This is a genomic window from Acidocella sp. KAb 2-4 (assembly GCF_020567705.1).
GTDB lineage: Bacteria > Pseudomonadota > Alphaproteobacteria > Acetobacterales > Acetobacteraceae > Acidocella.
In genome coordinates this window covers 1-14,717 of the sequence record NZ_JAJDJU010000012.1, presented here as the reverse complement: position 1 = coordinate 14,717, position 14,717 = coordinate 1, and the positions used below count along the sequence as shown (strand labels likewise).

Sequence of the window (14,717 nt, the reverse complement as noted above, 5' to 3'; positions counted from 1 at the left end):
TCCTCGATAGGGTGATCGCAAAAATTTCTGCTGTTTGGCCTGCGTATTCGATAATCCGACTCGATGTTCATATTCGGTTATTGCAGTAAAATCATCTCCTTTAGGGGGCGCATGTAATTATATTGATGTCATAACTGGCTCAATCTCGTCGTTGAAAGGATGGATCGTCGGGTGGACGCAACAGAGCAGTGCCTTGTATGGGATATGAGGCTTTAGAAAAAAGCCAGATATATTCAATTTTTTTCAGAATATGTCGCAACTTATGTGCTGGTTTCTCAATCAGATACCAGGATAATCCGGCTATACATAAAACCATCGGCACGCTGAGTGTCGCGATCATTATCTCTTCGTGGGCAATGGTAAGGGCGTGGACCATGGCCTGCTGTACACTGAACCCATACAGATATACACCATACGAATAATCAGCACCATGCAGAAATCTCCGGTCTGGATTTAGTAAGCCAAGATAAATCGTGGCGTAGGCAGCGGGGAAAGGAGCTAAAAAGTCTCCAAATGGCAAGTACGAGACGCTAACGCAAGCAAGCAAAAACGCGCCGAGGAACAGAGAGAAACTCCACGGCACCAGATCACGATATAGATACAGGCTGACGCCCGCCAGCGAGGTGGCGATGAGCAGCGCGCCATTGATTGAGCCAGGGACGAACATCACGACCCAATGATGTCGTGCCAGCGTGACAAAGAGATAGACTAAAGTAAGTGTGACCACGGATAGTGGTGCGAGTATGTGATAGCGGTGGAGACCTAGCAGCGCCAGCACAGAAATTACGATATAAGAATATAGTTCGAACGGGATTGTCCAAAGCTGCCCGTTTACAACTTCAGGCAGCGGATTGTCCTGGAATGTCCCTGGTAAATAGAATTGTACATCCCCGATTGCGGTGAGTAGGTAATGACGCAGCGCGGCGCTACCGAAATAATCTCGGAGAGGCAGATCAGTGACCAATGGGCCGAGGATGAAGGCACTAAAGACAGTGAGCCCGGCAAGGCCGGGAATGATTCGCAGCGCACGTAACCCGAGGAACATGACGGGGGTTCTTGAGCGCTGGAGGCTGCCAGCAACGAGAAAACCGCTCAAAGCAAAGAAAGCCGGTAAGATGAGCCGCGCCAGAGGTCGTGCAGGCCCTGTATAAATTGCTTCGTCAGCCGGCAGGCCGTGGCAAACTAAAGCCGTATGAATCAACAGAATTGCGCTCGCTAACGCAAGGCGCATGTAATCGAAACCAGAAGCGTGGCCGGAAGTCTCTTCAATCCTTGTGGCAATGGATCGTATTGTCACAACGTCACCCATTTGAGGATTGCGTAAGGAGGGCTAGCTTATTATTGCACTAACTGAAATGTAGGTGTGATGAGAAGTCATCTTTTTGGGTGCGAAGATACGGTGTGTATGTCTTTCGGTCCGGACCAAAAATGGCGCGGCCCAGTTGGTGCCCGGCCACACCCTGGCGGAGGTGGGACGCTTGCGTTGGTGACCCCGCAGGCCAGGGCGCGGCGGGCGCGGCGTGTGGTGGGTTGCGACACGGAGCCGCGCTGAGCGGGTGCGCACGGCGGGTACCTTCCATTCATCACGAATAGGAGGTTGATACCCGGTGGTGGGTAGATCCGCCGGGCGGTGGAATATGCGCATGCGAGCTTACATGGCCGCCGCAGCGGCAAGCCCGAGGCGGCTGGCCATCGCCATATTCTGGGGTTGGCGTGTCCGGCGCGCCCCCGGAAAAGCGAAATGTGGTCCTCAGTCAGCTTCCGTCGTGGGTGCTGTTCACTTCAACCATCTGCCACGCTAACCGCGTTTTTCAACTCTCCCACGCGGTATATCGTGGGTAATTTCGCGGTAAATCAGAGCTTTGATAAGTAAATAATATTGAGCTTTCATTGACTGCGGTCAATCGCACTTGGCTTGTTGGAGAAGGGCGTGGCGAGGGAGATGGCCGTTGAAGTGGCTGAGGTGATTGAACAGCGGGAAACTTCTGGTTGATCGCAGCGTGCAGGCCAGCAACACGGTCGCCGGGGCCATCCTGGCATATTCTGCGAAGGCGGCGTCCACTTGGTTGCGGAGAAGGCAATCAAAAACGACTCCCAGAAACGCGAGCTGGGAGGGGCGTAACCGCACACGGGCAGACTGAGAGTCGGCGCCCATGGGTCGATGTCGCCGCGCGTATGCGCAGCATGTGGCGCTAAAAGCATAGGCTATTTCTGGTCGGGGGACTGCTTTTTCCCCGAGGCTTTTGCGGATTGGCAGCTTTCCCGACTCAACTGCGGGACAGCAGCCACCTCGTGCTCTTTATGGTCTTTCCCAGCCGCGGGGACCTCTCCCGTGAGCGGTCGTAGCTACCGGCCTAGCAGCCGCAAGTTGTTGCCACCATTATTAAGGGCAACAATTACTCTCCCTCGTTGTCCAGAAGCCACCAAACTTTATGCCGCCTTTATACAGTGGATAGATGTTTCACATATGAATTTTATGCGGCCGGGCGCACACCAACAGGCTGAAAGGAGCCTGTCATGGGTGATCTCGTTTCCATATCTGCGGGTGCTATCATTTTCGTTCTGCTGCTTCTCTACGTTCCGGCCTGCGAGCGCGTGTGATGCCCGATCTCATCGCCGGTGGCGTGATTTCCGTTCTGCTTCTCGTTTATCTCGTTTTGGCCTTGCTGCGGCCTGAGGATTTCTAATCCCATGACAATACATGGTCTCCTCTATATCGCCCTGCTTTTCGCGCTTGTGCTGGGTGCTGCCTTTCCGCTTGGCCGCTATATGGCCGCCATTTTCGAAGGCCGAATAGTTTGGTTGCGCCAGGTGGAAATGTGCTTCTACCGCCTAGCCGGCATTGACGCGGGGCGCCAAATGGGCTGGCAATCCTATGCCATCGCCCTATTGCTGCTCAGCGTCATCCATTTCGGGATGCTCTACGCCATTTTACGGCTGCAATATTATCTGCCCTTTAACCCGCTGCATATCGCGGGCATGTCCCCGCGCCTGGCTTTCAACACGGCGGCCAGCTTCACCACAAACACAAACTGGCAGGCTTATGTACCGGAGCAACAGATTTCTAATGGCGCGCAGATGCTGGGCCTGTGCGTGCATATGTTCCTCTCCGCCGCTGCTGGTATTGCTGCCGCAGCGGCCGTTATGCGCGCCTTTACCGGCAGCGGGTTGAAGACGCTTGGCAATTTCTACACCGACCTCACGCGCATCACGCTGTATCTGCTTATCCCTGGAGCGCTGATTGCCGCCACGTTGTTGGTGATGGCGGGCGCGCCACAAACCTTCGCACAGGCCGTGCAGCTGCACACGTTGCAATCGGGCGCGCAGCCGTTGGCCATTGGGCCAGTCGCGTTCCAAGAGGCCATCAAGGAATTCGGTACCAATGGCGGGGGATTCTTCAATGCCAACTCCGCGCATCCGTTCGAGAATCCTAACGCCTGGACGAATTTACTTGAAAACTGGCTGCTGCTCGTCATTGGTTTCGCGTTGCCGATCGCCTTTGGCCACATGGTGAAGGACAAGCCGCAGGGACGCACGTTGATGGCCGCCATGGCCATCATCCTCGTGCTTGGTTGCGTGGGCGCCTACGCGGCGGAGGCGGCGGGTAACCCGCAGCAGATTGCCGCGGGTGTGCAGGCTAGCGGTAATTGGGAAGGCAAGGAGATACGCTTCGGAATTCCTGCAAGCACGACCTTCAATGTCTCCGCCACCGGCACCTCCACCGGTGCGGTGGACAGCTTTACTGACAGTTATACGCCCCTAGGCGGCGCCGTGCCGCTATTCCTGATGCAGCTTGGTGAGGTTACGCCGGGTGGCGTGGGTTCGGGCTTCTACACCATCATCGTCTTTGCGCTACTCTCCGTGTTTGTCGCGGGCCTGATGGTGGGGCGCACGCCGGAATATTTGGGCAAGAAGGTGCAGGCCAAAGAGATCAAGCTCGCCATGCTGGGTGTGCTCATCCTTACCTTCTTCATCCTGGTAGGTGCTGGTTTCTCGCTGGTTACGCCTTCGGGTATTGCCTCGCTTGCGAATGGCGGCCCGCACGGTCTCTCGGAAATGCTTTATGGCTGGACATCAGCCACCGAGAATAACGGCTCCGCCTTTGCGGGCCTCTCGGCGGATACGCCGCTGCTGGATTACGGGCTGGGCGCCGCTATGCTGTTCGGCCGTTTCGCCTTCATGGTGCCTGTTCTCGCCATTGCCGGATCTCTTGCCGCCAAGCCAAAGCTGGCGGAAAGCGCGGGAACTTTCCCCACCACGGGCACGCTTTTCACCTTCCTGCTCATCGGCGTCATCATCATCCTGGGCGGGTTGCAATTCATGCCGGCTGACACGCTCGGGCCAATCGCCGAGCATTTTCTCCTTTACGCTGGAAAGAGCTTCTGAAATGTCAAAAGCTGAAACCATATCCCTGTTCGATGCCGGCATTATCCGCCGCGCCATGCTGGAGTCACTCGCAAAGCTGAACCCGGTCACGCTGGCCCGAAATCCGGTCATTTTTGTAACGGAAATCGTTGCCGCCCTGGTGGCCGCCACGGGTATCGAGGCGCTGCTCACCCACCGCCCGGCGGGGTTCTCCATCACCATCGCCATCTGGTTGTGGCTCACCGTCATCTTCGCCACTTTTGCCGAGGCCGTGGCGGAAGGCCGTGGTCGCGCCCGTGCCGAGAGCCTTCGCCGCGCCCGGTCCGACACGATGGCGAAATTGCTAATGGACCCGCATGACCGCGCGATATTCATACCTACCCCAGCGCCGGACCTGAGATGCGACGATGTGGTGTTGGTGGAAGCGGGCGACCTCATCCCCTCGGATGGCGAGGTGATAGAAGGCGTGGCCAGCGTGAATGAGAGCGCGGTAACGGGCGAATCCGCTCCCGTGGTGCGCGAGGCCGGGGGCGACCGCTCCGCCGTTACCGGCGGCACGCATCTGGTGTCCGACTGGCTGGTGGTGCGTATCACCGCCGATGCGGGGGCCACTTTTCTCGATCGCATGATCGCGCTGGTGGAAGGCGCCGAACGCCGCAAAACGCCGAATGAGATCGCGCTTAACATTTTGCTTGCGGGCCTCACGATCGTGTTTGTCATTGCCGTGGTCACGCTGGTCGGGTTTGGCCAGTATTCCGGTACACGCTTTTCCATCCCCGTGTTGGCGGCGCTGCTGGTCTGCCTCATCCCGACCACCATTGGCGGGCTGCTCTCGGCTATCGGCATTGCGGGCATGGACCGCTTGGTGCGCTTCAATGTCGTTGCCACTTCTGGCCGCGCGGTGGAGGCTGCGGGCGATGTGGATGCATTGCTGTTGGATAAGACCGGCACCATCACCTTCGGCAACCGTATGGCCGCGGGCTTCTATCCCGTACCGAGCGTGAATGAGCGCATTTTGGCGGAAGCCTGTGTCATGGCCAGCCTGGGTGACGATACACCGGAGGGCCGTTCCATCCTCTCCTTCGCACGGGACCGTTACGGCATCAGCCTGGCTACGCCGGATGATGCCGCCATCATTCCCTTCTCGGCCAATACCCGCATGTCGGGCATTGATACGGGTGGCAAATCCTACCGCAAGGGTGCTGTGGACTCGGTCCTCGCCGCGCTTGGCGTCGCGCCGGATCCTGCCTTTACCGAAAGCATTGCCCGCATTGCCCGTGCCGGCTCCACGCCGCTTGCCGTTACCGCGGATGGCAAACTACTTGGCGCCATAGAGCTGAAAGACATCGTCAAGCCCGGCATAAAAGAACGTTTTGCCGCGCTGCGTGCGATGGGCATCCGCACCATCATGGTCACGGGCGATAACCGCATCACCGCCGCCACCATCGCGGCGGAAGCCGGTGTGGATGACTATATCGCCGAGGCCAATCCGCAGAACAAGCTTGATTATATCAGAAAGGTGCAAAGCGAAGGCCGGCTGGTGGCCATGTGCGGCGATGGTACGAACGACGCCCCCGCGCTGGCCCAGGCCGATGTGGGCGTGGCGATGCAAACCGGCACACAGGCCGCGCGCGAGGCGGGCAATATGGTTGATCTCGATAGCGACCCGACGAAGTTGATTGAGATCGTGGAAATTGGCAAACAGTTGCTGATCACGCGTGGCGCGCTCACCACCTTCTCCATCGCCAACGATATCTCCAAATATTTCGCGATATTGCCGGCCATCTTCATCACCACTTATCCGCAGCTCGGTGCGCTCAACATCATGCAGCTCAACACGCCGGAGAGCGCCATTCTCTCCGCCGTTATCTTTAACGCGCTCATCATCGTGGTGCTTGTGCCGCTGGCACTACGTGGCGTAAAATTCCGCGCCATTGGCGCCGCCGCTCTACTCAAGCGCAATCTGCTTATTTACGGGCTGGGTGGCATTATCGCGCCTTTCGTCGGCATCAAGCTCATCGACATGGTCCTCGGCCTGTTCCACATCTTCTCGTAACGGTGCTTTCATGATCTTCCGCGAACTCCGCCCGGCATTTTCCCTGGTCGTGCTTTTCACCCTCCTCATAGGGCTTATCCTGCCCGGCATTTTTACCGGCGCCATGCAGGCGGTACTGCCCTGGCAAGCCAATGGCTCACTCGTAAGGCAGGATGGTCAAGTCATTGGGTCGGCACTTATCGGGCAGAATTTCGTCGGCGTGCAATATTTTATTCCGCGCCCCTCGGCGCTCAGCCCCGCCCCCTATACGCAAGCCACATCCGGCGCCTCCAACCTTGCGCCCACTAGCAGGGCGCTTCTCGCCAGCGTGCAGCAGCGCGTGACCGCCTATGTGCAGGCCTATGGCCCTGGTCCGGTCCCGGCTGATGCCGTTACCGCCTCGGGCTCGGGGCTGGACCCGGATATCTCGCTGGAAAATGCGCTCCGCCAAGCGCCCGCCGTGGCCAAAGCACGGCATCTTCCGGCCGGCACGGTCATCGCCCTGGTGCAGGCCATGGCGCATCATGCCTTCCTTGGCATGATTGGCACGGATCATGTGAACGTACTGAAACTCAACCTTGCGCTGGACCAGCGGCCAGTCTCATAAAGCCGCATGGCAAATCAGCATGATGGCCGCCCGGACCCGGATGCGCTGCTCGCAGAGGCGCAGCGCAGCGGGCGCGGCCATCTGAAAATTTTCCTCGGCGCGGCTCCCGGCGTTGGCAAAACCTGGGAGATGCTCACCGCCGCCCATGCCAAGCGCCAGAAAGGCATGGATGTGGTCGCGGGGCTGATAGAGACCCATGGCCGCGCGGGCACGCGGGAGGCCATTGGAGAGCTGGAGCAGCTCCCCCGCCTAACCGTGCCCTATCGTGGTCAGGTGCTGGAGGAGTTTGACCTTGAGGCCGCGCTGAAGCGCCGCCCGGCCTTGCTGCTGGTGGATGAGCTGGCCCACACCAATGCCCCAGGCTTGCGCCACGCCAAACGCTGGCAGGATGTGCAGGATGTTCTGGAGGCGGGCATCGATGTATGGACCACCGTGAATGTCCAGCATCTGGAAAGCCTCAACGACCAGATTGCCCGCATAACCGGTGTGCGTGTGGGGGAAACAGTGCCGGACACGGTGCTGGACATGGCGGATGAGATCGAGCTGATCGACCTGCCGCCGGCCGAATTGCGCGCCCGGTTGCAGGAAGGGTTTGTATACCGCCCTGATGTCGCCGCCCGCGCGCTGGAAGGGTTCTTCCGCGAGGGCAATCTCGGCGCCTTGCGTGAAATCGCGCTGCGCCGCGCGGCACAGCGGATCGATAAGGACGTGACCCGCTATATGCGCTCCTCCGCCATTCCCGGCCCCTGGCCCGTGGCGGAAAAGGTGCTGGCCCTCATCGGCGCGGATGACGCCGCCGCCAACGTGGTGCGCCACGCTGCGCGCTTGGCCGAGGCCCTGCACGCCCCGCTCACCAGCTTCCATATCGAGCGCACGGAGGACAATGCCAAGGTCCAGGCCGCGCTTGACCTTACTGTTCAGCTTGGCGGCAGCGTCGTTACGCAATCGGCCGCAGACATGGTCCGCGCCGTGCTGGATTACGCATCAGAGCAAAACATCACCCATATTGTCGTCGGCAGGACCGGGCGCGGACGCGGGCTAGGGCGGCGGTTTTCCGAAGCGCTTACCCGCCAGGCTCAGGCTTTTACTCTGCATTTTGTGCCCGTGCCCGCCGCCGCCCCGCTTCGCCCTGCCACTCCGCAACGGCGCAACTGGAGCCCTTATCTCTGGGCCGCGATCCTGCTGGCTGCCGTCACCACCGGCGGCGCCGCGCTTAAGGGCGTGCTGCCACAGGAAGCCATGGGACTTATCTTCACCGGCCTTATCGCCGCCACGGCCAGCCGCGAGGGGCGCGGCCCGGGCCTGTTCACCGCGATCATTGGCTTCTTTCTGTGGAATTTCTTCTTCCTGCCGCCGCTTTATACATTTTCCGTGGCTGATCCGCGTGATGTGGTGGCACTTATCGTATTCCTGTTGGTGGGGCTGGTTACGGGCACGCTGGCTGGGCGCGTCAGGCAGGAGGCCGCCACCGCGGCCTCGCGGGTGGAGGCACTGCGGCGTATCTCGCTATTCGGCCAGCGCCTCTCGCGCGCCGTGACGCTGTCAGATGTCATGGCCACCGCCGTCGAGGAGGCTGCCGCGATCACCGGCGCGGGTATCGTATTACTGGCCCAGAGCGGGCGGCTCACGCCCGAAGCAAGCCGCCCCGCCGGCACCGCACTGGATGAAGCCGCCGAAGCCGCCGCCGAATGGTGCCTTACGCACGATGTGGAAACCGGCACAGGCACCGCCACCCTGCCTTCCGTGCCCTGGCGCTTCTTGCCGCTCCACAGCCATGGCCTTGTGGCTGGTGTGCTCGGCGCCCGCGCCACCGCGCCGCCGCCCGCGCCCATTGTGCAAACCCTGGCGACATTGGCCGACCAAACCGCTCTGGCTTTGGAGCGGGCCCGGCTTGCCATGCAAACGGCCCGCACGGAAGCACATGAGGACAGTCAAAAACTTCGCAATGCCCTGCTCTCTTCACTCAGCCACGATCTGCGCACCCCGCTCACCGCCATACGCGGCGCCGCCGAAACGCTTTCTACAATGGGCGAGCAGCTTGACCCCGCCACGCGCGCTGATCTGCTCGCCGCCATCACGCAAGACACCGCCCGCATGGGCAAGTTCCTCGCCAATATTACCGACATGGCGCGGGTTGAAGCCGGCGCGCTGGACATCAAGCGAGAGCGGCTGGCGCTGGAAGCCTTAACCGAGGCCGCCATCGCCCGCACGCCGGGGGCATTTTCCACCGCCCTTAACATCGCGCCCGATGCCACCCATGTGCGTGCCGACCCCATGCTGCTGGAACAGGTGTTGGTGAATCTCCTGGAGAATGCGGTAAAATATGCTCCGCCCGGCAGCCGCATCAGCATCTCCGCCCAACGCCAGGGCAATAATGTGCGGCTGTGTGTGGCGGATGAGGGGGTGGGCATACCGCCGGCTGAGTTGGAAGCGGTGTTCGACAGCTTCTTCCGCGCCAGCCGGGGAGACCGCGTGGCGCCCGGCACGGGGCTTGGCCTTGCCATCGCCAAGGCGTTCACAGAGGCCATGGGCGGGCGCATCTCGGCGCGAAGCCCGCGCCCGGATTTACCGGCGGATGGTCTGCCCGGCACCATCATCATCTTGGAGCTTCCCGCCGCATGATCTCTGGCCGTATCCTGGTTGTGGACGATGAGCCGCAAATCCACCGCTTCCTCGCTCCCGCCCTCACCGCTGCGGGCTACGAGCCTTTGCGTGCGGATAATGCCGCCGAAGCGCTGCGCCAGGCCGCTGCCCAAGCCCCCGATTTAGTGTTGTTGGACCTTGGCCTGCCCGATATGGACGGGCAAGACGTGTTGCGCCGTCTGCGCGCCTTCTCGCCTGTGCCCGTCATTATCCTCTCGGCCCGCGACCGTGAAGCCGAGAAGATTGCGGCGCTTGATAACGGTGCCGATGATTATGTCGAAAAACCCTTTGCCTTAGGCGAGCTGCTGGCGCGTATCCGCACAGCCTTGCGCCGCACGGGTGCTACCGCACCGCCATCCGAAACACTGCACGTGGCCAACCTCACCATCATGGCTAATGCCACGCATCGCGGCAATATCGTGTTGCCGCTTACAAAGAGAGAGCACGCCCTCCTGCTTCTGCTGGCACGTAACCGCGGCCGCGTGCTGACCCACCGACAGCTTCTGACCGCCCTATGGGGACCGGCCCATACCGAGGATGTCGCATATTTGCGTGTCTATATCGGTCAGCTCCGGAAGCATTTGGGTGAGGAGGCCGCAAAACTTATCACCACCGAGCCGGGTGTGGGCTACCGTCTTCTCGACGACGCCTGACCCCTCATCCCCTACGAGACCAGTACCCCTCCTTGATGGCCGCAATAGGACCGCCAATCCCGATCATGGTCAGCCAGCCCAGCGAGGCGAGGGCTGGGATCAATCTCCTCCTCAGCAAAAGCCAAAGAGGCGAACCGAATGCAGCCAGCGAAGAGGCCATCACACCTCCCGCTCCCCCGGGTGACATCATCTCGGAATCAGCGGGCGGCTTGCTCCGGAATCATCAGACAAAGCGGACGACGAATAGAAGTTGAAGCCGCGGCAGATCAGGACCGGGACAAGCGTCGCTGCACGCGAATGGCCGCCGCGTTAACTGCCAGACTCGCCAAGCCGGCGATGATCGCAGTGACCACACCGCCCAAAGGTAATGGCGAGAAGCCGAACAAATGGCGCAGTTCCGGCACGGCGAGGGCGAGACTGAGTGCGCCAACAGCCCCTACGCTCACGACGATTAGCGTCCTGTTTGGCCGCCTTAAGGCGGCCAAAGTCTGGCCATCCAACATCTTATTGCTGAGCACCAGCCCGAGATTTCCGACCACCAGCGCGATGAACGCCATGGCGCGGCCCGTGCTCTCGCCTCCGGCGGTGTGCGTGCCCAGCAGGAACACCAGCAGAGAAGCGGCCAGCACGGTGACGCCTTGCGAAAGCCCCCCCGCTAGCAGACCGAGACTGAACAAAGGCATCCCGGGTGACCGCGGTGGACGCGACATGATATCCACACTCGCCTCGTCAGCCTCGAATACGATCGAGGAGGCGGGATCGATGATCATCTCCAGGAACACGACATGCACCGGCCCCAGCAAAAGCGGCCAGCCAAGCAGCACGGGGATCAGCGACATGCCCGCAATAGGGACATGCACCGCGAGGATATAAGAAAACGCCTTGCGCAGATTTGCGTCGATCCGCCGCCCCAACCGAATCGCCGCGACGAGGCTGGTGAAATCATCATCGAGCAGCACCAGCGAGGCGGCCTCTCGCGCCACGTCCGTACCTCGCCCGCCCATGGCCACGCCAATATGCGCCGCCTTGAGCGAGGGCGCATCGTTGACGCCGTCGCCAGTCATCGCCACCACCTCACCATTGGCGGCGAACGCCTGCACCAGCCGCAGCTTCTGCTCTGGCATGATGCGCGCAAAGACTCGCGTGTCTGAGATAACTTTTTGCAAGCCGGGATCGTCCATCGCGGCCATGTCTTGCCCACTCAGCACGCGTTCCGCATCAATGCCGGCCTGCCGAGCAATGGCCAGTGCGGTCACGGGGTGGTCGCCGGTGATCATGGCAACGCCGATACCCGCACCACGGCAGGCGGCGACGGCCTCTGGCACACCGGGACGCAATGGGTCGGCAAGGCCGGTCAAACCCAGAAAAATAAAGTTGAAATCGTGCTGGTTTTCGGGCCAGCCTGGCCCGGCATGGACACCCTTGGCCACGGCCAGCACGCGCAGGCCCGCCGACGCCATTTCCATTACGTCTCGCCGGAGCGCTGCCAGCGCCGCATCATCCAGATGGCAAAGATCCGCAACGGCCTCCGGCGCGCCTTTGGCCGCGATGACATAAATACCGCCTGCGCTCCCACGCCACACCTGCGACATGGCCAACATGTCCGGCGTCAGCGGGTAGTCGTGCTCCAATACCCAGTCTGCATGCAGGTGTTCCGTGTTGGCCAGCCCCTGCTTACCCAGCCGGTGGAACGCCTGCTCCATTGGGTCGAACGGGTCCGGACGGCTGGCCAAGATCGAGAATTCGGCCAGTTCATGGAATACTTCCGGTATCGTACCAGTCGTTTCCGTTACCGCCAAGCTTTCACCCGCCACCGCCAGCCGGGCCACGGACATGCGGTTCTGTGTCAACGTGCCGGTCTTGTCGGTGCAGAGCAGTGTGGCCGTGCCCAGCGCCTCGATGGCGGCTGCGCGACGGGCCAACACGTGCTGACGAGACATGCGCCAAGCACCAAGCACCAGAAAGATGGTGAGGACGAGGGGAAACTCCTCCGGCAGCGTAGCCATGGCCAGGGTGATGCCGGCCAGCACCGCCTGCAGCCATTGGCCATGTAGCAGGCCGTAGCTCACGGCCAGCAGCAAGGAAGAGCCGATGCCGGCAGTTGCGAACAGCCAGACCAGACTCCGCATCTGCACTTGCAATGGTGGTGGCGCGGCTTCCACGCTGCCCAGCGACTTGCCGATCCGCCCGATGGCGGTGCGCGGCCCCGTGGCGGTAACCCTCGCGGTGCCGGTGCCGCTGGTTATCAAGCTGCCCGCCCAGACGAAGGGAGAATCCTCACCGCCCGGCAGGTCTTCCGCCGCTTGTCCAGCGCCAGGCCGCTTGCGCACCGGGACGGATTCGCCGGTCAGCAGCGCCTCATCCGCTTGCAGGTTCGTCGCCTCAAGTAGCATGGAATCCGCCGGCACACGCTCGCCTTCGGCGAGGCAGACAATATCACCGACCACCAAGTCCCGCGCGGCGATCCGCCTTTGGCTCCCGTCACGCCAGACCAAGGCTTGTGGGCTGGCCAATTCGCGCAAGGCCGCCAGCGCCGATTCCGTGCGCGTCTCCTGAACCACGACCATGACGACATTGAGCACGGCGAAACCGAGCAGAATCAGCGCCTCGGCGAGGTTGCCGAGAAGCAGGTAGATGAAGCCCGCCGCCAGCAATAACTGCAGCATCGGCTCACGCACCGCATCCCAAGTGATACGCGGCAGGCGCCGCCGCTGGTCCTGGGGCAACTCGTTCGGGCCGTCTCGCCCCAGCCGCGCCGCGGCTTCGGCGGTTGAAACACCTTGACGTCGTATGGTTTGCTCTGAAGCATCAACGGGCATTCACCAAGTCCTCCGCACTTTTTGCTGCGCCACCAACGTATAGCAGGTCCACCGCCACCAGAAGGAAGAGGGCGAGCGGCGTGGCCAGCAGCACGGCAGATAGGCCAAACAGGATACTAAGCGCGACGGTCGATAGCAGTGACAGAACCAGCGGCAGGGATGTCGCGTCGGCCTGCACGATAGGTATAGCGCAATTGCCCGCCATAAAATGTACCCCGGCAGGGTGGAGGCTCTGTGGCGTATCTCACTGTTCCGCCATCGCCCGCACGCCGGGGGCATTTTCCACCGCCCTTAACATCGCGGCCGATGCCACCCATGTGCGCGCCGACCCCATGCTGCTGGAACAGGTGTTGGTGAATCTCCTGGAGAATGCGGTAAAATATGCTCCGCCTGGCAGCCGCATCAGCATCTCCGCCCAACGCCAGGGCAATAATGTGCGGCTGTGTGTGGCGGATGAGGGGGTGGGCATACCGCCGGCTGAGTTGGAAGCGGTGTTCGACAGCTTCTTCCGCGCCAGCCGGGGAGACCGCGTGGCGCCCGGCACGGGGCTTGGCCTTGCCATCGCCAAGGCGTTCACAGAGGCCATGGGCGGGCGCATCTCGGCGCGAAGCCCGCGCCCGGATTTACCGGCGGATGGTCTGCCCGGCACCATCATCATCTTGGAGCTTCCCGCCGCATGATCTCTGGCCGTATCCTGGTTGTGGACGATGAGCCGCAAATCCACCGCTTCCTCGCTCCCGCCCTCACCGCTGCGGGCTACGAGCCTTTGCGTGCGGATAATGCCGCCGAAGCGCTGCGCCAGGCCGCTGCCCAAGCCCCCGATTTAGTGTTGTTGGACCTTGGCCTGCCCGATATGGACGGGCAAGACGTGTTGCGCCGTCTGCGCGCCTTCTCGCCTGTGCCCGTCATTATCCTCTCGGCCCGCGACCGTGAAGCCGAGAAGATTGCGGCGCTTGATAACGGTGCCGATGATTATGTCGAAAAACCCTTTGCCTTAGGCGAGCTGCTGGCGCGTATCCGCACAGCCTTGCGCCGCACGGGTGCTACCGCACCGCCATCCGAAACACTGCACGTGGCCAACCTCACCATCATGGCTAATGCCACGCATCGCGGCAATATCGTGTTGCCGCTTACAAAGAGAGAGCACGCCCTCCTGCTTCTGCTGGCACGTAACCGCGGCCGCGTGCTGACCCACCGACAGCTTCTGACCGCCCTATGGGGACCAGAGTTTGATCTGGGCTTCAAGGCTCGCCGGGCATGGAACGCGGATCGTAAGCTGGGGGCTAAACGCGCCCTGAGGCCACAGCAAATTTGGGAAATATGGTTTTGGCTGGATGGGAGATTGCAGAGCGCGCGAATGAAGAGGACATACCGGCACGCCTGATCTGGATTTTGGCGTTCAATCCGCCGTGCGATTGTCCAATGGCGTGGCCTTCGTCGGCTTTCTTGGTGCCGGCACTGTCCGAACCGCTCCCCTCCCGGAATTTCCCTTGGTCAAATGGTCACAGCCGATAGGCTAATTGGCGAAGATGAAATATTTTTTAGGGTGATCCCCGTGGCGCCTGGGAACCGGTATTTGACGCGGTCGACAAACT

General features: G+C 61.2%; 11 protein-coding genes. 8 read left to right on the top strand and 3 right to left on the bottom strand.

The window, feature by feature from the left end:
* Nucleotides 1–139: 139 nt before the first annotated feature.
* A complete protein-coding gene (locus tag LI953_RS09390; protein WP_227075814.1) occupies nt 140–1,309 on the bottom strand; it encodes an acyltransferase in 1,170 nt (389 codons plus the stop codon).
* Between the two features lie 1,291 nt (nt 1,310–2,600).
* Between LI953_RS09390 and kdpF the strand changes: the two genes are divergently transcribed.
* Genes kdpF through LI953_RS09360 form a run of 6 tightly spaced genes read left to right on the top strand, consistent with a single transcriptional unit; the run spans nt 2,601 to nt 10,303 of the window.
* Entirely contained in the window at nt 2,601–2,687 is an 87-nt protein-coding gene (gene kdpF, locus LI953_RS15590; RefSeq protein ID WP_227075883.1) for a K(+)-transporting ATPase subunit F, read from the top strand.
* Between the two features lie 4 nt (nt 2,688–2,691).
* On the top strand, nt 2,692–4,386 hold the full coding sequence (gene kdpA, locus LI953_RS09380; RefSeq protein ID WP_227075813.1) for a potassium-transporting ATPase subunit KdpA: 1,695 nt from the start codon (nt 2,692–2,694) through the stop codon (nt 4,384–4,386).
* A 1-nt stretch (nt 4,387) separates the two neighbouring features.
* Nucleotides 4,388–6,421, top strand: coding sequence for a potassium-transporting ATPase subunit KdpB (kdpB, locus tag LI953_RS09375; RefSeq protein WP_227075812.1), 2,034 nt, complete (start codon nt 4,388–4,390; stop codon nt 6,419–6,421).
* Between the two features lie 10 nt (nt 6,422–6,431).
* On the top strand, nt 6,432–7,007 hold the full coding sequence (gene kdpC, locus LI953_RS09370) for a potassium-transporting ATPase subunit KdpC (RefSeq protein WP_255643133.1): 576 nt from the start codon (nt 6,432–6,434) through the stop codon (nt 7,005–7,007).
* 6 nt (nt 7,008–7,013) lie between these two features.
* Complete coding sequence (locus tag LI953_RS09365) at nt 7,014–9,629, top strand: sensor histidine kinase KdpD (protein WP_227075811.1); 2,616 nt, start codon at nt 7,014–7,016, stop codon at nt 9,627–9,629.
* Entirely contained in the window at nt 9,626–10,303 is a 678-nt protein-coding gene (locus tag LI953_RS09360; protein WP_227075810.1) for a response regulator, read from the top strand. Before LI953_RS09365 ends, LI953_RS09360 begins: the two co-directional genes overlap by 4 nt.
* A 266-nt stretch (nt 10,304–10,569) precedes the next feature.
* Here the strand turns inward: LI953_RS09360 and LI953_RS09355 are convergent, their stop codons facing one another.
* Both LI953_RS09355 and LI953_RS09350 read right to left on the bottom strand, forming a co-directional pair.
* Nucleotides 10,570–13,122, bottom strand: a complete 2,553-nt coding sequence (locus LI953_RS09355) for a cation-translocating P-type ATPase (RefSeq protein WP_227075809.1) — start codon at nt 13,120–13,122, stop codon at nt 10,570–10,572.
* Nucleotides 13,112–13,300: a hypothetical protein gene (locus LI953_RS09350; protein WP_227075808.1), complete on the bottom strand. Its 189-nt coding sequence runs from the start codon at nt 13,298–13,300 to the stop codon at nt 13,112–13,114. The genes LI953_RS09355 and LI953_RS09350 overlap by 11 nt, the downstream gene beginning before the upstream one ends.
* Nucleotides 13,301–13,439: 139 nt before the next feature.
* Between LI953_RS09350 and LI953_RS09345 the strand changes: the two genes are divergently transcribed.
* The gene (locus LI953_RS09345; protein ID WP_227075807.1) at nt 13,440–13,802 is read left to right on the top strand and encodes an ATP-binding protein; all 363 of its coding nucleotides are present in this window, start codon (nt 13,440–13,442) and stop codon (nt 13,800–13,802) included.
* The gene (locus LI953_RS09340) at nt 13,799–14,506 is read left to right on the top strand and encodes a response regulator transcription factor (RefSeq protein WP_227075806.1); all 708 of its coding nucleotides are present in this window, start codon (nt 13,799–13,801) and stop codon (nt 14,504–14,506) included. The genes LI953_RS09345 and LI953_RS09340 overlap by 4 nt, the downstream gene beginning before the upstream one ends.
* The last annotated feature ends 211 nt before the right edge of the window (nt 14,507–14,717 follow it).

Excerpts from the sequence above, each read along its gene's own strand:
- LI953_RS09390 (WP_227075814.1), bottom strand. The coding sequence starts at position 1,309 with ATGGGTGACGTTGTGACAATACGATCCATTGCCACAAGGATTGAAGAG.
- kdpF (WP_227075883.1), top strand. The coding sequence starts at position 2,601 with ATGCCCGATCTCATCGCCGGTGGCGTGATTTCCGTTCTGCTTCTCGTT.
- kdpA (WP_227075813.1), top strand. The coding sequence starts at position 2,692 with ATGACAATACATGGTCTCCTCTATATCGCCCTGCTTTTCGCGCTTGTG.
- kdpB (WP_227075812.1), top strand. The coding sequence starts at position 4,388 with ATGTCAAAAGCTGAAACCATATCCCTGTTCGATGCCGGCATTATCCGC.
- kdpC (WP_255643133.1), top strand. The coding sequence starts at position 6,432 with ATGATCTTCCGCGAACTCCGCCCGGCATTTTCCCTGGTCGTGCTTTTC.
- LI953_RS09365 (WP_227075811.1), top strand. The coding sequence starts at position 7,014 with ATGGCAAATCAGCATGATGGCCGCCCGGACCCGGATGCGCTGCTCGCA.
- LI953_RS09360 (WP_227075810.1), top strand. The coding sequence starts at position 9,626 with ATGATCTCTGGCCGTATCCTGGTTGTGGACGATGAGCCGCAAATCCAC.
- LI953_RS09355 (WP_227075809.1), bottom strand. The coding sequence starts at position 13,122 with ATGCCCGTTGATGCTTCAGAGCAAACCATACGACGTCAAGGTGTTTCA.
- LI953_RS09340 (WP_227075806.1), top strand. The coding sequence starts at position 13,799 with ATGATCTCTGGCCGTATCCTGGTTGTGGACGATGAGCCGCAAATCCAC.